This is a genomic window from Streptomyces sp. Go-475, from assembly GCF_003330845.1.
GTDB lineage: Bacteria > Actinomycetota > Actinomycetes > Streptomycetales > Streptomycetaceae > Streptomyces.
Genome location: NZ_CP026121.1, coordinates 4,760,595 through 4,777,391, shown reverse-complemented (window position 1 = coordinate 4,777,391; position 16,797 = coordinate 4,760,595). Strand labels below are relative to the sequence as shown.

Below are 16,797 nucleotides of genomic sequence, written 5' to 3'. Positions count from 1 at the left end.
CTTGGACGCTTCGCCAGCCGCGATGGCATTCAATCACTTACCGGCAGGCGTGCACGACGCCTTGGCTCCATTGTCCGTCACGCCAGTGACACACTCGGTGCCGATGGCCAAGAATCACCGATCCGATCGAACCCCGACGGACCCCGCCTCCCGGCCCGCGCCGGGCGCGGTCCTGGACCGGCTCGCGTCCGGTCCGAGCAGGGCTTCGCGCATTACTCATACGGAGCACTTGCCCCCGCGCGAGGGTCGGCATGCCGTCTGGCCGGACCGGATCCGCGCCGAGGTCGTCGCTGCCGTGCAGGCAGCGGGCATCGAGCATCCCTGGGCCCACCAGGCCCGCGCGGCCGAGCACGCCCTGGACGGCGAGTCGGTCGTCGTCGCCACCGGCACGGCCTCCGGCAAGTCCCTGGCCTACCTCGTGCCGGTGCTTTCCACCCTTCTGGAGGGTGCCGAGGCCCCGAACGGCCGCGGCGCCACCACCCTCTACCTCGCTCCGACCAAGGCTCTTGCGGCGGACCAGTGCCGCTCGGTGAAGGAACTTTCACATCCCCTGGGCAACGCCGTGCGCGCCGCCGTGTACGACGGCGATACTCCGTTCGAGGAACGCGAGTGGATCCGCCAGTACGCCAACTACGTCCTGACCAACCCGGACATGCTCCACCGCGGCATCCTGCCGTCCCACCCCCGCTGGTCCTCCTTCCTGAAGTCACTGAAGTACGTCGTCATCGACGAGTGCCACACCTACCGGGGCGTCTTCGGCTCGCACGTCGCGCAGGTGCTGCGCCGGCTGCGCCGCCTGTGCGCCCGCTACGGCGCCTCGCCCGTGTTCCTGCTGGCCTCCGCGACCGCCGCCGAGCCCGCCGTGGCCGCCCGCCGCCTCACCGGCGTGCCGGTGCTGGAGGTCGCCGACGACGCCTCACCGCGTGGTGAACTGGTGTTCGCCCTGTGGGAGCCCCCGCTGACCGAGCTGCACGGCGAGAAGGGCGCTCCCGTCCGCCGCACGGCCACCGCCGAGGCCGCCGACCTGCTGACCGACCTCACCGTGCAGGGCGTCCGCTCGGTCGCCTTCGTCCGCTCCCGGCGCGGTGCCGAGCTGATCTCCGTCATCTCCCAGGAGCGGCTGGCCGAGGTCGACCGCTCGCTGGCCCGGCGTGTCGCGGCGTACCGGGGCGGTTATCTCCCGGAGGAGCGCCGCGCACTCGAACGCGCCCTCCATTCGGGTGAACTCCTGGGCCTCGCCGCGACGAACGCCCTGGAACTCGGCATCGACATCTCCGGCCTGGACGCGGTCGTCATCGCGGGCTACCCGGGCACCCGGGCCTCCCTGTGGCAGCAGGCCGGCCGGGCCGGACGGGCCGGGCAGGGCGCCCTGGCCGTCCTGGTGGCCCGCGACGACCCCCTGGACACCTTCCTCGTCCACCACCCGGAGGCCCTGTTCGACCAGCCCGTCGAGTCCACCGTCCTCGATCCGGACAACCCCTACGTGCTGGCGCCGCACCTGTGCGCGGCCGCCGCGGAGCTGCCGCTGACGGACGAGGACCTCGACCTGTTCGGCCCGGCCTGCGACGGCCTGCTGCCGCAGCTGGAGGCCGCGAAGCTGCTGCGCCGCCGCACCAGGGCCTGGCACTGGACCCGCCGGGAGCGCGCCGCCGACCTGACCGACATCCGCGGTGAGGGCGGACGCCCGATCCAGGTCGTCGAGGCCGGCACGGGCCGGCTGCTCGGCACGGTCGACGCGGGCGCCGCGCACTCGACGGTCCATGAAGGAGCGGTCCACCTCCACCAGGGCCGCACCTACCTCGTGCGGTCGCTGGACCTGGAGGACTCCGTCGCCCTCGTCGAGGAAGCCGCCCCGCCGTACTCCACCGTCGCCCGCGACACCACCTCGATCTCCGTCCTGGAGACCGACGTCGAGGTCCCCTGGGGCGACGGCCGGCTCTGCTACGGCTCCGTCGAGGTCACCAACCAGGTCGTCTCCTTCCTCCGCAGACGGCTCATCACCGGTGAAGTGCTGGGCGAGACCAAGCTCGACCTCCCTCCTCGTACGCTGCGCACCCGGGCGGTGTGGTGGACCGTCACCGAGGACCAGCTGGACCGGGCGCGGATCAACCCGGAGATCCTCGGCGGCGCCCTGCACGCCGCCGAGCACGCGTCGATCGGCCTGCTGCCCCTCTTCGCGACCTGCGACCGCTGGGACATCGGCGGCGTGTCCATCCCGCTCCACCCCGACACGCTCCTGCCCACGGTGTTCGTCTACGACGGCCATCCGGGTGGCGCTGGCTTCGCGGAGCGCGCCTTCCACACCGCCCGCACCTGGCTGACCGCCACCCGCCAGGCCATCGCCTCCTGCGAGTGCGACGCCGGCTGCCCGTCCTGCATCCAGTCCCCCAAGTGCGGCAACGGCAACGACCCGCTGCACAAGAGGGGGGCGGTGCGCGTCCTCACGGTGCTGCTGGAGGGGGCCCCGGAGGAGAAGACGGAGGGAGATGCGGCGGGAGACTCGGGGCCGGCTGGAGACCCGGGGCCGCGGGAAGGCCCGGGGCCGAGGGAAGACCTGGGGCCATGGGAAGCCCCGGGGCCGACGGAAGACCCGGGGCCAAGGGAAGGCCCGGAGCCGGCGCAAGCCCCAGGGCCGACGGAACCTGGGCCGACGGAGGGCCCGCCCTCGCCCGCACCTCCGCCGTGAACGGCCCCCGCCCCGACGCCGCCGTCACGTCGGAGATCTCCCCGACGACCTCGCACCGCGCGAGCCGCACGTCCTGTGCGCGGGCCACCCGGCCGGCCCGCGCACAGGCCTCCGCAGCGCCCTCGGCCCAGTGGTCCGCCGCCGCGAGCGCCGCGAGATCCGCCCCGCCCGCCGCACGGTGCCGGATCACGACGGCCTGCCCCAGCGCGAGGACCACGCCGAACACCACGCACAGGACGGCGATCGCCCCGACGCTCCAGACGGTGGCCGACCCGCGGTCCGATCCGGTCCGCCCCGTCACGCGACGCCGCCTCACGACCCCACCGCCTCCTCCACCGACGCCACGGCCTCCTCACGCACGGCGAAGGACAGCCCGCGCAGCACCGGCGGCTCGGCCACGACGACCACCCGCACATGCTCCGCGTCCCGGCTGACGGTGACCTTCGCGCCGGGCGGCGCCGCCTCGCGGGTCAGCCGCACGACCGCGCCGGGCGGGTCCTGCCGGGCCGCCGCACGGGCGCCCGTCCGCGCCGCGTCCACGCACTGGATCTGCGCGGCCACGACCAGCAGCCCCCACACCAATGCCATCGCGAACATCACCAGCACGGGCAGCACCACGGCCGATTCCGCTGTGACGAAGCCGCGGTCGGCGCCCCGCTCACATCCGCGCATTGAGGGCTTCTTTCACGATGCTCTGCAACTCCGCGCTGACCGCACCGCTGGTGACGACCTTGTAGAGCACCACCGCGAACGCCACCGCCGCGACGATTCCGGTGGCGTACTCGGAGGTGACCATCCCCGCGTCCCGCCGCGCCGCACGCGCCCTGCACACCACGGCCCGCAGCCGCGCCCATACCACCTGACACATCTCAACCCCCGTGGGAAAGAGTCCGAACTTTCTTTGTTCTCAGATCGCTTGCTGTCGTTTCGTCTCCCCGTCAGCCGCCACCCCCTCCGAGCACGCCGCCCGCGAGCCCGATCACCACGGGCAGCACGCCGACCGCGACGAACGCGGGCAGGAAACAGAGCCCGACCGGCGCGCTGACCATGACGCCCGCTCGGCGGGCCCGGGCCGTCGCGGCGCGGCCCCAGTCGGCACGGGCCTCAGCGGCGAGCCGCGCCACCGGCGCGGCGGCCGGCAGCCCGGACACATCGGCCCGTTCGAGCAGCCGGGCCAGCCCTCCGGCGCCCGGGACGGCGGCCAACCGGCGCCAGGCCGCCCCCGGTTCACCGCCCAGCCGTACCTCCGCCGCACCGCGGGCCAGCGCGTCCCCCACCGGGCCGCCCAGGGCCTCGCCGACCGCCTGTGCCGCGATCACCGGACCGGCGCCCGCCGCGATGCAGGCGGCCAGCAGGTCGGCGGCGAGGGGCAGTTGCCGGGCCGCCTCGGCGAGGTCGGGCGCCCGCGCGTCCGCGCCGGACACCTCCTGCCGCAGCCGCCACCGCCACATCCCCACCGCGCCGGCCAGCCCCACGGCGACACCGGTGAGTCCGCCGACCAGGGCCCACCCGGCACACGCCACACCCACGGGCGCCAGCCATCTCCGCGCGGCTCCGCGCAGGGCGAGGCGCGGGGCGGGAGCGGGTGCTTCCCGGACCTGCAGCTCGGCCAGCCGCCGCCGTATCCGCCGCCGGCGCCGCCCGTCCGCCAGCCACCGCACCGACCAGATGAGGGCCGACACGATTCCCACCGCCACCCCCAGCCTGTGGACAACTTCTCCGCTCATGTCGCCGCCTCCGCGCCCCGCACGATCCGCAGCACCCACCACACCCCCAGGCCTTCCAGCACACCGCCGGCGACCAGACAGCCCAGGCCCGCCGGGGTGTGCAGCAGGGCATGGAGGGGATCGGCGCCGAGGGCGCCGCCGATCAGGAGCCCCAGGGCCGGCAGCCCGGCGAGCATCACCGCCGTGGCCCGGGCACCCGCCAACTGGGCGCGCAGGTCACACCGTTGGTCCCGTTCGGCGCGCAGGGCGGCGGCGAGCCGGTCGAGTCCGGCCGCGAGCCCCGCGCCCTGGTCCACGGCCACCCGCCAGCACGCCGCGAGTCCCCGCAGCCCCTCGGCGCCCGGTTGCCGAGCCGCCGTCGCGAGCGCGTCGGGCACGTCACCGCCGAACCGCGCCGCCGCCAGTACCGTCGCCCGCGCGTCCGCGAGTCCGCCGCAGTCCCGCGCGGCCCGCAGCAGCGCCTCACCCGGCTGGCGTCCGGCCCGTACCTCCCCGGCGAGGGCGCCGCACAGCGCGATCACCGCGTCGGCCCGGCGCTCCCGGTCCCGCCGCGCCCGGGCGGCCCGCCGGACCCGCCGCAGCAGCGGCACCCCGGCCGCCCCCAGGACGACCGGCAGCAGCGAGGCCCCGAGCACCGCCAGCACCAGACCGGCCACCGGCGCCCACCACTCGGGCCGCAGCCGACCGCGGACGCGCCGCAACCCACCGGTCATCCGCCGCCACCCGGGCGGCCCGCTCCCGACGGCCCCGCCGCCCGCGAGCAGCAACCGCGCCCGCCGCGCCGCCGAGTGCCGCTCGCCCATCAGCCAGACCGCCGCCCCCATGCACGCCACGGCCGCACCCATCGACAGCTCAGCCGCCCCCGTCATGCCTCGCCCTCCTTCGTCCCGGCCTCACACGGCCCCGTTCCGTCTCCCCGGAGCAGCCCCCGCAGCCGCTCCCAGCCCCGCTCCCGCACGAACGCCTCGGCTCCCCATCGCAGCGCGGGCACCGTCCGCACCAGCCCCGACGGATCCCGCTCCAGCACGTGCACCTCCGCGATGCGCCGCCGCCCTGACCGGTCGCGCACGAGGTGCAGCACCACGGCGAGGGCGGCCGCCAGCTGGCTGTGCAGCGCGGCCCGGTCGAGCCCGGCGGCCATGCCGAGCGCCTCCAGCCGGGCCGGTACATCGGCGGCCGCGTTGGCGTGCACGGTCCCGCAGCCGCCCTCGTGGCCGGTGTTCAACGCGGCCAGCAGATGGACCACTTCGGGCCCGCGCACCTCGCCCACCACCAGCCGGTCGGGCCGCATCCGCAGCGCCTGGCGCACCAGGTCCTCGAGGGTGACCAGGCCCGCCCCCTCCTGGTTGGCGGGTCTGGTCTCCAGCCGCACCACGTGCGGATGGTCCGGCCGGAGTTCCGCCGAGTCCTCGGCGAGGACGATCCGCTCCTCCGGCCCGACCAGCCCCAGCAGGGCACTCAGCAGCGTCGTCTTGCCGCTGCCCGTGCCGCCGCTGACGAGGAACGACAGCCGGGCGTCGAGCAGCGTGCGCAGCACGCGGTCCCCGCCCGGCGGCACCGTGCCCGCCGCGACCAGCTCGCCGAGCGTGAAGGCACGCGGCCGCACGACGCGCAGCGACAGGCAGGCGCAGCCCACCGCCACCGGTGGCAGCACCGCGTGCAGCCGGGTCCCGTCGGGCAACCGGGCGTCGACCCACGGGCGGGCGTCGTCAAGACGGCGTCCCGCCACCGCGGCGAGGCGCTGGGCGAGCCGTCGTACGGCCGCCGCGTCCGCGAACCGCACCGCCGTCAGCTCCAGTCCGCCGCCCCGGTCCACCCAGACCCGGTCCGGGGCGGACACCAGCACGTCGGTCACCGACGGGTCGGCGAGCAGCGGCTCCAGCGGCCCGCTGCCGACCAGCTCCGACCGCAACCGCGCGGCGGCGCCCAGGACTTCGGCGTCCCCGAGCACCCGCCCTTGTTCGCGCAGGGCCTGCGCCACGCGCGCGGGGGTCGGCTCGCCACCGCTCTCGGCCAGCCACCGCCGCACGCCGTCGAGCAGCTCCGCGCCCTCCGGTCCGGCCAGGGTGCTCATGCCGTACCCGCCTCGACGAGGGCCCGCTCCCAGAACTCCTTGCAGAACCGGGCGAGCGGTCCCCGCCCGGCGGCACCCGGCGGCGCCGTGCCCTCGTCAGGGCGCAGCAGCCCCGGCTCCAGCGGCACCTCACCGGCCAGCGGCAGCCCGAGCAGCCGGGCCACCTCACGGTCGTCGAGCCCCGGCGGATACGGCCCGCGGACCGCCACCCGCAGGTCCCGCAGGACCATGCCCACGGCGGACGCCACCCGCCCGGCGGCCGCCACGGCCCGCAGCTCGGCGGGCACCACCAGCAGGCCGACGTCCAGCTGACCGAGCACCTCGGCGACCCCGTCGTCGATCCGGCGCGGCAGGTCCACCACGACCGTGCCGCCCCGGCGCCGGGCCGCCGCCAGCACCGCGCGCACCGCCTGCGGCGGCACGGCGATCCGGTCGCCGCGGTCCCAGCTGAGCACCCGCAGCGAGTGCAGCTCGGGCAGCGACTCCTCCAGGGCGCCTCCGCCGACCCGGCCGCGCGAGGAGGCGAACGCCGGCCAGCGCAGCCCCTCGGCCGTCTCACCGCCGAGGAGTACGTCGAGTCCGCCACCGAGCGGATCGGCGTCCACCAGGAGTGTGCGCAACCCCTCACGCGCGGAGGTGACGGCGAGGGCGCACGCGAGCGTGGACGCTCCGGCCCCGCCCCGGCCGCCGATCACGCCCACGGTGAGAGCGGGCCTGCCGACGCCCTCGGCCACGTCGGCGATCCGGTCGACCAGCCACTGTTCGCCGTCGGGCAGCATCAGCACGTGCTCGGCGCCGATCTCGACGGCACGCCGCCACACGCCCGAGTCGTCCTGGTCCCGGCCGACGAGGATGACTCCCCTTCTGCGCGCGGCCCCGCGCACGCGCCGCGCGGCGTCGTCGCCCACCAGGACGAGCGGTGCGGCCTCCCAGCTGCCTCTGCGCTCCGGCACCCCGTGGTGCACCTCGGGTGTGGCGCCCGCCGCCGCGCACAGGCGCAGCAGGTCGTCGAGAAGTTCGCTGTCCTCGGTGACGATCAGCGGTCCGCCCTGCCGCCCTCCGGCGGCCGGCGGTGGATCGTGTGTGACGGTTCCGGCCACTGGTCTCCATCCCCCTTCGCTGCTCGACTCGCGCGGCCCCTGCGGCCACGCGATTCCCGAACACGGGAAGAACCGGCAAGGCGGCCTCCCTGTGAACGGCCGGCGGAAACCGGCCGAACGCCCCCCCCCGGCAATCGGAACCGGCCATGAACTCGCCGCGAGCGGGGTGCGCTGGAATCACGGTGCAGCGATCCCGGAAATCGTGTGGATCTTGGTGGATAACTGTGGACACTCCGGGGGTTGTGAATATCGCCGTCACCCATACCGGTGACGCCCGCAGGCCCTCTGTGCGACTTCCACAGAGCAGTCCGACGGCTACGCAACGTGACGGATCATGGGCATGCGGAAGAGACGGCCGAAGCCGCCTCGGAAGCGGCGCTCCGGCCGCGCGAAGAAGGAGAAAACCCACCCGGACATGCGACGACCCCCGCCGGGGGGGAGAGCGGGGGTCGTCCCCACGGCCGACTCGGGGGGGGAGGAGTCGGGCCGGGTTAGCACGGTCGCGAACGATCCGTGACTTCCATGGTGTACCCGAGAGCCCTCTCAGGCAAACCCACGCGCCCCACCTTACGCCGAATGGGCTGCCCCTATGCTCAAGGGCGTGGAAAACCACTCCTTGCCCCGCACAGCGGCCTTCTTCGACCTGGACAAGACCGTCATTGCGAAGTCGAGCACGCTCACCTTCAGCAAGTCGTTCTACCAAGGCGGTCTGATCAACCGCAGGGCCGTGCTGCGCACCGCATATGCCCAGTTCGTCTTCCTGGCCGGCGGCGCCGACCACGACCAGATGGAGCGGATGCGCGCGTACTTGTCCGCGCTGTGCCGCGGCTGGAACGTGCAGCAGGTCAGGGAGATCGTCGCCGAGACCCTGCACGACCTGATCGACCCGATCATCTACGACGAGGCCGCCTCCCTCATCGAAGAGCACCACACCGCCGGCCGCGACGTCGTGATCGTGTCCACGTCGGGCGCGGAGGTGGTCGAGCCGATCGGCGAGCTGCTCGGCGCGGACCGCGTGGTGGCGACCCGCATGGTCGTGGGCGAGGACGGCTGCTTCACCGGCGAGGTGGAGTACTACGCCTACGGCCCGACCAAGGCCGAGGCCATCAGGGAACTGGCCGAGTCCGAGGGGTACGACCTCAGCCGCTGCTACGCCTACAGCGACTCGGCGACCGACGTGCCGATGCTGGAGTCCGTCGGGCACCCCCACGCCGTGAACCCGGACCGCGCGCTGCGCCGTGAGGCCCTCGCGCGCGGGTGGCCGATCCTGGACTTCCACCGGCCGGTCCGGCTCAAGCAGCGCATCCCCGCGTTCTCCGTACCGCCGCGTCCGGCGCTCGTCGCGGTCGCCGCGATAGGCGCCGCGGCGGCCACCGCGGGCCTCGTCTGGTACGCGAACCGGCGCCGGGCCACGGTCGCCTGACCTCGGGCTTCCCGAAGTCCTATTTGAACCCAAAAGTAAAGAAGTGCAGTCTGGACTTCCGCTTACTTCGGGTCAGGAGTACAAAGGACTCAACGGCCCGCGAGACCAAGGACATCCGAGAGGATCACCTTAAAACGCATTTGGCCCCACGGACCGAGCATGGACACCGGGCACCCACGCGACGTCGACCCGTCGATTACGGGCCAGCCGCACCAGGTGACGGGCAAAGTTCCCGACCTGATGGGCATATATCGAGGACGCTTGGTAACCCGGTGCTCATGCCAGCGGCGGTACGAGTTCTCGTACCGCCGCATCTCTTGTCCACAGGACTCTCAGGCCGCTCCGCGCTGCAGCGCCTCGCACACCGCCGTCGACTCGCGCGCCCCCAGTTCGACCGCCCTGCCGCAGTGGGCGATCCAGGCGCCCACGCCCTCCGGGGTGCCGGAGACGTACCCCTCCAGGGCTTCCAGATAGGCCTCGCGGCCCAGCTCGGCGTGGCCGACCTCGGCCGGGCAGACCGACTTCGGGTCCAGTCCGCTGCCGACCAGCACGATGCGCTCGGCGGTGCGCGCCACCAGGCCGTTGTGGGACGTGAACGGGCGCAGTGCGAGCAGTTCGCCGTGCACGACGGCGGCCGTCACCAGCGCCGGCGCGGAGCCGCCCGCGATGATCAGCTCGGCCAGGCCCTCCAGCCGGCCGTGCGCCTCGGCCGCGCTCGGCAGCGGCAGCCGGACCAGCGGCTCGTCGACCACCTCGCCCTCCTGCCGGGGCCGCCCGACCTGGTCGGCCTGGTCCGCGGCCGCCACCAGGTGCAGCCGGGCCAGCACCCGCAGGGGCGACTGCCGCCAGATCGACAGCAGCTGGCCCGCCTCGGCGGTGAGCCGCAGCGAGGCGCCGACGGTGCGCGCCTCGTCGTCGCCGCTGAAGTCCGAACGGCGGCGCACCTCCTCCAGGGCCCAGTCCGCGCCGGACAGGGCCGCCGAGCCGCGGGCGCCGCGCAGGGCCGCCTCAGAGGTGATCGCGTTGCTGCGCCGCCGCATGATCCGGTGGCCGTAGACCCGGTCCACGGACTTGCGTACGGACTCCACGGAATCGGCCACTCCGGGCAGTGCCCCCAGGGCCGCGAGCGGATCGGCGGTCGCGCCTGCTGTACTCATGAGTACGACCCTACGCATCCCGGGGGCCCGTCCCGCGGCGGAGTGGCCTTCTTCACGCGCGCCTGCCCGACAGGGCGACCGCCGGGCGACTACCCCTGGGCCGCCGGAGCCCCGGGGACGCCCTTCGGGGCCGGGGCGGGACGGCCGGACAGGAAGGCCTCCCAGCCCTCCTTCGGCGCCTCGCCGACCTTCAGGGTGCGCAGCTTCTCCAGCGTCTTCGGGTCCTGGGCGTCCAGCCAGTCCACGAGCTGCCGGAACGAGACGCAGCGCACCTCCTCCTTGGTGCACACCGTCTCGATGACCTCCTCGACGGCCCGCATGTAGGTGCCGCCGTTCCAGGACTCGAAGTGGTTGCCGATGATCAGGGGCGCGCGGTTGCCGTCGTAGGCCCGCTGGAAGCCCTTGAGCAGGCCGTCGCGCATCTGGTCGCCCCAGAAGTCGTGCATGGCGGGGTCGCCCTGGGTGGTGGTGCCCGACTGGTTGACCATGAAGTTGTAGTCCATGGTCAGCTGCTCGTAGGAGTGCCCGGGGAACGGCACGAGCTGCATGGACACGTCCCACAGGCCCTGCTTCTTGCGTGGCCAGACCTGGTCGTTGACGCCGCTGGTGTCGTAGCGGAAGCCCAGGTCGCGGGCCGCCTTCAGGAAGTTCCGCTGGCCCTCCAGGCAGGGCGTGCGGGCGCCGATGAGCTCCTTGTCGTAGTCGAAGGGCAGCGGGGACGCGTTCTTCAGGCCCGTGTTGGTCCGCCAGGTCTTCACGAACTGCTTGGCCTGGGCGATCTCGTCCTTCCAGTCCTGCACGGACCATTCGCCGACCCCGCCGCCGCTGCCGCAGAAGTGGCCGTTGAAGTGGGTGCCGATCTCGTTGCCCTCCAGCCACGCCAGGCGCAGCTGCTCCACGGTGGCGGCGATGCCGCGGCGGTCGTTGAAGCCGATGTCGGAGCGGCCCGGGGAGTGCTGCGGGGGCCGGTACAGGTCGCGTTTCTCGTCCGGCAGCAGGTACACGCCGCTGAGGAAGTACGTCATGGTCGCGTTGTTCTCCCGGGCGACCTTGCGGAAGTGGGAGAACAGCTTCTGACTGTCCTCGCCGGCGCCGTCCCAGGAGAAGACGACGAACTGCGGGGGCTTCTGGCCGGGTCGCAGCCGCTCGGGCCGGGGCAGGCGGGGCTGGGCCCCGGTGTAGGCGGTGGAGCCGTCCCCGATCAGCCGGACCGCGCTCTTCGGCGCCTGAGCGGGCTTCGCCTTGGACGGTTCGGGAGTGCCTTGCCGGGAGGTGCCGATCCCGCAACCGGCGAGCGACGCGGCGCACACCGCGGCGATCACGGAGCCCGCGGCGATCCTGTGGGTGGCGGCCATGTTCGGCCCACCTTCTTCCTTCTCTCGGGTGCCGACAGCGCCGCCAAATTCGCACGAGACCGAGAAGGAATTAGTACGACAAGCCGATCAAATAGCCACTTCACTCGTCAGAGTGATTTATTAGCCCATTTGCCCGTAAAGTCTATGCTCGCCCTTTACTCTGCATTACGATCCGTTTACCGAGCGTTGATTTATCCCGCCGATTTACGCCGTGACCCACGGCCGCGACAGAACCCGCCCCGAGCGGGACCCCAGTCACGCGACCGCGCAGCCCCGGAGGAGACGGGAAACCATGTCAGCCTGTGTTCCCACCCGTGCCGCCGATCCGAACCGGACCGAGCGGACCCATCCACCCCACAGCCCGCCGCCGACGGGCCCCCGCCGCTTCCGTATCGCGGGTGCCGACGTGTCGGCTTCGATCGCGGTCTTCCTGATCGCCCTGCCCCTGTCCCTGGGCATCGCCCTCGCCACCGGCGCCCCCCTCCAGGCCGGCCTCGTCGCCGCCGCCGTGGGCGGGCTCGTCGCCGGACGGCTCGGCGGCTCCCCGCTCCAGGTGAGCGGACCGGCCGCCGGACTCACCGTCGTCACCGCCGACCTCATCCAGCGCTACGGCTGGCGGACGACCTGCGCCATCACCGTTCTCGCCGGTCTGGCCCAACTCGGCCTGGGCTGCCTGCGCGTGGCCCGTGGCGCCCTCGCCGTCAGTCCCGCCATCGTGCACGGCATGCTCGCCGGGATCGGCGTCACCATCGCCGTCGCCCAGCTGCACATCGTGCTCGGCGGCACACCGCAGAGCTCGGTCCCCGACAACCTGAGAGCCCTGCCGGCCCAGTTGGCGGACCTGCGCCCCGCGTCCGTGTCGGTGAGCGCGCTGACCCTGGCGCTGCTGCTGCTCTGGCCGAGACTGCCCGGCCGGGCGGGGCGCCTGCTGCGCAAGGTCCCGGCCGCGCTCATCGCCGTCGCCGGAGCCACCGCTGCCGCCGCCCTCGCCGGCCTGCGCCTGCCCAAGGTCGACCTGCCGTCCTGGAGCAACCACGCGCTGGCCGGACTGCCCGAGGGCCCCGTCCTCGGCCTGGTCGCCGCCGTGCTCACCACCACGCTGGTGTGCAGCGTGCAGTCGCTGCTCGGCGCGGTCGCGGTGGACAAGCTGGTGGCCGGCCGCCCGGGCCTGCCCGCGGGGGTCGGACGCTCCGACCTCGACCGCGAGCTGCTCGGACAGGGCGCCGCGAACATCGTCTCCGGCTCGCTCGGCGGCCTGCCCATCGCCGGTGTCGCGGTGCGCACCACGGCGAATGTGAACGCGGGAGCGGTGAGCCGGAACTCCACGATGCTGCACGGCGTTCTCGTAGTGATCGCCACGCTGCTGATGGTCCCGATCCTGGAGCTCATCCCGCTCGCCTCGCTCGCCGCCCTGGTGATGTCCGTCGGCATCCAGATGGTGTCCCTGAACCACATCCGCACGGTGACGCGCCACCGAGAGGTGTGGGTCTACGCCGTCACCACCCTGGGCGTGGTGACCCTGGGCGTCCTCCAAGGCGTCGCCCTGGGCATCGCCATGGCCGTCGCGGTCGCCCTGCACCGCCTCACCCGCACACGCATCACGCACGAAGAGAGGGAAGGAGTCCATCACGTACACGTCAGAGGACAGTTGACGTTCCTCGCGGTGCCGCGGCTCAGCCGGGCCCTGCATCTCGTGCCCCACGGTGCCGACACCGTCGTCGAGCTGGACGGGTCGTTCATGGACCACGCTGCGTACGAGACGCTGCAGGACTGGCAGAAGACGCACACCGCGCAGGGCGGCACGGTCGAGATCACCGGCCGGCACCCCGGCACGCGCATCTCCGAGCCCACGGCCGTCGCCGACTGCCGTTGCCGGCCCTGGACGGCCTGGCGCAACCACCAGTGCGAACGCCCACAGTCCGCACCGCCCTCCGAGCAGGACACGGACGGGTCGGACCGCCCCGAGCCGGACCCGGCAGGCGCCGACGGGACCGACGGGCACGAACTGGCGCGTGGCATCAGCGCCTTCCAGCGCAACACCGCGCCCCTGGTGCGCGGCGAGCTGGCCCGGCTGGCGCGGGAGGGGCAGCGGCCCTCGCAGCTCTTCCTGACCTGCGCCGACTCGCGACTGGTCACATCGATGATCACCTCCAGTGGTCCGGGCGACCTGTTCGTCGTGCGCAACGTGGGCAACCTCGTCCCGCTCCCGGGCGAGGAGAGCGGCGACGACTCGGTGGCGGCCGCGATCGAGTACGCCGTGGAGGTGCTGCGCGTGCGGTCCATCACGGTGTGCGGGCACTCGGGCTGCGGCGCCATGCAGGCACTGCTCAACTCCGAGCCCGGCGGCGCCCCTACTCCGCTGAAGCGGTGGCTGCGACACGGGCTGCCGAGCCTGGAGCGCATGACCGACGACAGCCGGCCGTCGGGCAGCCTGGCCGGCCGGGTGCCCGAGGACGTGGTCGAGCAGCTCTGCCTGACCAACGTGGTCCAGCAGTTGGAGCACCTGCGCGCCCACGACGCGGTGGCCCGGGCCCTGGCGGAGGGCTCCCTGGTGCTCCAGGGCATGTACTTCCACGTGGGCGAGGCCGAGTCGTACCTGCTCACCGAGACGGACGGCGTCGGCGTCTTCGACCGCGTACGGGAGACGGACCTGACGGCGTGAGCCGGGCGCCCGCCCGGGTGCGGGGCAGGACCTACGGGACGCGCACCCGGGCGCCGGCCCCGCACCCGGCGACCGGGAGGTGCCGGCGCCCCGCACCCGGCCGCCGAGGAGTGCCGACGGCCTCGCACCCGGTCGCCGGCACTCCCCGCCGCGCCCCGGCCACCGACACCACCCTGCACCCGAACCGTCGGCACCCCCGCACCGGCCGCACGCCACGCCCCGGGCCGAGCGGCCCGCACTGCCCCGCACCGCCCCGCCCCGCACCACCCCTCGGGTGGCGGCCGCCCGCCTCGGGCCGCGGCCCCGCCGAAGGTCACGTGACCGGCGTTACACATATGAACTTTCCCTGGTCGGCGTCCGTGGGTACGGATGACCCCGGCCGTCGAAAACCCCGCCTGACAGGTCTAAACCAATCGACGGTCGGCCCTTGTCAGCGCACCCCCGGGTCTGATGAGCTGTGGCCTGGGACACAACGGACACCCTGGGAAAGGCAGATGCCGTGAGCAACGAAAGCCTGGCCAACCTGCTCAAGGAAGAGCGCAGGTTCGCACCCCCCGCCGACCTGGCCGCGAACGCCAACGTCACCGCGGAGGCGTATGAACAGGCCAAGGCTGACAGGCTCGGCTTCTGGGCCGAGCAGGCCCGCCGGCTGACCTGGGCCAAGGAGCCCACCGAGACGCTCGACTGGTCGAACCCGCCGTTCGCCAAGTGGTTCAAGGACGGCGAACTCAACGTCGCCTACAACTGCGTCGACCGGCACGTGGAGGCCGGGCACGGCGACCGGGTCGCCATCCACTTCGAGGGCGAGCCCGGCGACAGCCGCGCGATCACCTACGCCGAACTCAAGGACGAGGTCTCCAAGGCGGCCAACGCCCTGCTGGAGCTGGGAGTTCAGGCCGGGGACCGGGTCGCGGTCTACATGCCGATGATCCCCGAGACGGCGATCGCGATGCTGGCCTGCGCCCGCATCGGCGCCGCCCACTCCGTCGTCTTCGGCGGCTTCTCCTCGGACGCGCTCGCCACCCGTATCCAGGACGCCGACGCGCGCGTGGTCATCACCTCCGACGGTGGCTACCGGCGCGGCAAGCCGTCCGCGCTCAAGCCGGCCGTGGACGAGGCGGTGGAGAAGGCGGGCAACGTCGAGCACGTCCTGGTCGTGCGCCGCACGGGCCAGGAGGTCGCCTTCACCGAGGGCCGCGACGTGTGGTGGCACGACCTGGTGGGCCGCCAGAGCGCGGAGCACACCCCGCAGGCGTTCAACGCCGAGCACCCGCTGTTCATCCTGTACACCTCGGGCACCACGGGTAAGCCGAAGGGCATCCTGCACACCTCCGGCGGCTACCTCACCCAGACGTCCTACACCCACCACGCCGTCTTCGACCTCAAGCCGGAGACGGACGTGTACTGGTGCACCGCCGACGTCGGCTGGGTCACCGGCCACTCGTACATCGTCTACGGGCCGCTGGCCAACGGCGCGACGCAGGTCATGTACGAGGGCACGCCCGACACCCCGCACCAGGGCCGCTTCTGGGAGATCGTGCAGAAGTACGGCGTGACGATCCTCTACACGGCGCCGACCGCGATCCGTACGTTCATGAAGTGGGGCGACGACATCCCCGCCAAGTTCGACCTGTCGAGCCTGCGCGTGCTGGGCTCGGTGGGCGAGCCGATCAACCCCGAGGCGTGGATCTGGTACCGCAAGAACATCGGCGGCGACCGCACCCCGATCGTCGACACCTGGTGGCAGACCGAGACCGGCGCGATGATGATCACCCCGCTGCCGGGCGTGACCGCGACCAAGCCCGGCTCCGCGCAGACGCCGCTGCCGGGCATCTCCGCAACGGTCGTCGACGACGAGGCCAACGAGGTGCCGAACGGCGGTGGCGGCTACCTGGTGCTGACCGAGCCGTGGCCGTCGATGCTGCGCACCATCTGGGGCGACGACCAGCGCTTCATCGACACGTACTGGTCGCGCTTCGAGGGCAAGTACTTCGCCGGTGACGGCGCGAAGAAGGACGACGACGGCGACATCTGGCTGCTCGGCCGGGTCGACGACGTCATGCTCGTCTCCGGGCACAACATCTCCACCACCGAGGTCGAGTCCGCGCTGGTCTCCCACCCGTCGGTCGCCGAGGCGGCCGTGGTCGGCGCGGCGGACGAGACGACCGGGCAGGCGATCGTCGCCTTCGTGATCCTGCGCGGCACGGCCTCCGAGACCGAGACCCTGGTCGACGAGTTGCGCGCCCACGTCGGCAGCGCGCTCGGCCCGATCGCCAAGCCGAAGCGGATCCTGCCGGTGGCCGAGCTGCCCAAGACCCGCTCCGGCAAGATCATGCGCCGGCTGCTGCGGGACGTCGCCGAGAACCGCCAGCTCGGTGACGTCACCACGCTGACGGACTCCACGGTCATGGACCTCATCCAGGCCAAGCTGCCCGCCGCGCCCAGCGAGGACTGATCGCGGAGACAGGCATAGCGAAACCCACGAAGGGCACCCGGCGGTCGGCACGCCGGGTGCCCCTTCCGCGTCCGAGGCGTGGATCAACGGATGCGCCCGGCCATGCACTTAGCTAAACTAAGAAAAAAGTGCTCCATGGTGCGCCGGGAAGTCTGGTC

Annotated in this window: 12 protein-coding genes and 1 pseudogene; 4 read left to right on the top strand and 9 right to left on the bottom strand. The window is 73.2% G+C overall.

Annotated elements, in window-relative coordinates:
• Window positions 1-22 precede the first annotated feature (22 nt).
• Window positions 23-2,686, top strand: a complete 2,664-nt coding sequence (locus C1703_RS22045; protein ID WP_232840557.1) for a DEAD/DEAH box helicase — start codon at window positions 23-25, stop codon at window positions 2,684-2,686.
• On the opposite strand, the pseudogene C1703_RS22040 reads toward C1703_RS22045, so the two are convergent.
• The 7 genes and pseudogenes from C1703_RS22040 to ssd form a co-directional block, all read right to left on the bottom strand.
• A pseudogene (locus C1703_RS22040) lies at window positions 2,652-3,002 on the bottom strand (Rv3654c family TadE-like protein); the annotation flags it as partial. The gene C1703_RS22045 and the pseudogene C1703_RS22040 sit on opposite strands and share 35 nt — an antisense overlap.
• A complete protein-coding gene (locus tag C1703_RS22035) occupies window positions 2,999-3,358 on the bottom strand; it encodes a TadE family type IV pilus minor pilin (RefSeq protein ID WP_114254506.1) in 360 nt (119 codons plus the stop codon). The pseudogene C1703_RS22040 and the gene C1703_RS22035, both read right to left, overlap by 4 nt.
• Window positions 3,345-3,554 carry a DUF4244 domain-containing protein gene (locus tag C1703_RS22030; protein ID WP_114254505.1) on the bottom strand — a complete coding sequence of 70 codons (210 nt, stop codon included), beginning with the start codon at window positions 3,552-3,554 and terminating at the stop codon, window positions 3,345-3,347. Before C1703_RS22030 ends, C1703_RS22035 begins: the two co-directional genes overlap by 14 nt.
• Before the next feature lie 70 nt (window positions 3,555-3,624).
• Window positions 3,625-4,413 carry a type II secretion system F family protein gene (locus tag C1703_RS22025; protein ID WP_114254504.1) on the bottom strand — a complete coding sequence of 263 codons (789 nt, stop codon included), beginning with the start codon at window positions 4,411-4,413 and terminating at the stop codon, window positions 3,625-3,627.
• Complete coding sequence (locus tag C1703_RS22020) at window positions 4,410-5,282, bottom strand: type II secretion system F family protein (protein ID WP_114254503.1); 873 nt, start codon at window positions 5,280-5,282, stop codon at window positions 4,410-4,412. Before C1703_RS22020 ends, C1703_RS22025 begins: the two co-directional genes overlap by 4 nt.
• Window positions 5,279-6,487 carry a TadA family conjugal transfer-associated ATPase gene (locus C1703_RS22015; RefSeq protein WP_114254502.1) on the bottom strand — a complete coding sequence of 403 codons (1,209 nt, stop codon included), beginning with the start codon at window positions 6,485-6,487 and terminating at the stop codon, window positions 5,279-5,281. Before C1703_RS22015 ends, C1703_RS22020 begins: the two co-directional genes overlap by 4 nt.
• On the bottom strand, window positions 6,484-7,587 hold the full coding sequence (gene ssd / locus C1703_RS22010; RefSeq protein ID WP_114254501.1) for a septum site-determining protein Ssd: 1,104 nt from the start codon (window positions 7,585-7,587) through the stop codon (window positions 6,484-6,486). The genes C1703_RS22015 and ssd overlap by 4 nt, the downstream gene beginning before the upstream one ends.
• A 589-nt stretch (window positions 7,588-8,176) precedes the next feature.
• Between ssd and C1703_RS22005 the strand changes: the two genes are divergently transcribed.
• Window positions 8,177-9,010, top strand: coding sequence for an HAD-IB family hydrolase (locus C1703_RS22005; RefSeq protein ID WP_114254500.1), 834 nt, complete (start codon window positions 8,177-8,179; stop codon window positions 9,008-9,010).
• A gap of 332 nt (window positions 9,011-9,342) precedes the next feature.
• Here C1703_RS22005 and C1703_RS22000 read toward each other — a convergent pair whose 3' ends face one another.
• Window positions 9,343-10,167 (bottom strand): oxidoreductase, encoded by an 825-nt coding sequence (locus C1703_RS22000; RefSeq protein ID WP_114254499.1) that lies wholly within the window; start codon window positions 10,165-10,167, stop codon window positions 9,343-9,345.
• Window positions 10,168-10,256: 89 nt separating this feature from the next.
• On the bottom strand, window positions 10,257-11,522 hold the full coding sequence (locus C1703_RS21995; RefSeq protein ID WP_114254498.1) for a hypothetical protein: 1,266 nt from the start codon (window positions 11,520-11,522) through the stop codon (window positions 10,257-10,259).
• A 292-nt stretch (window positions 11,523-11,814) separates the two neighbouring features.
• On the opposite strand from C1703_RS21995, the gene C1703_RS21990 reads away from it, so the two are divergent.
• Window positions 11,815-14,184: a SulP family inorganic anion transporter gene (locus C1703_RS21990; protein WP_114254497.1), complete on the top strand. Its 2,370-nt coding sequence runs from the start codon at window positions 11,815-11,817 to the stop codon at window positions 14,182-14,184.
• A gap of 499 nt (window positions 14,185-14,683) precedes the next feature.
• On the top strand, window positions 14,684-16,639 hold the full coding sequence (acs, locus tag C1703_RS21985) for an acetate--CoA ligase (protein WP_114254496.1): 1,956 nt from the start codon (window positions 14,684-14,686) through the stop codon (window positions 16,637-16,639).
• Window positions 16,640-16,797 lie beyond the last annotated feature (158 nt).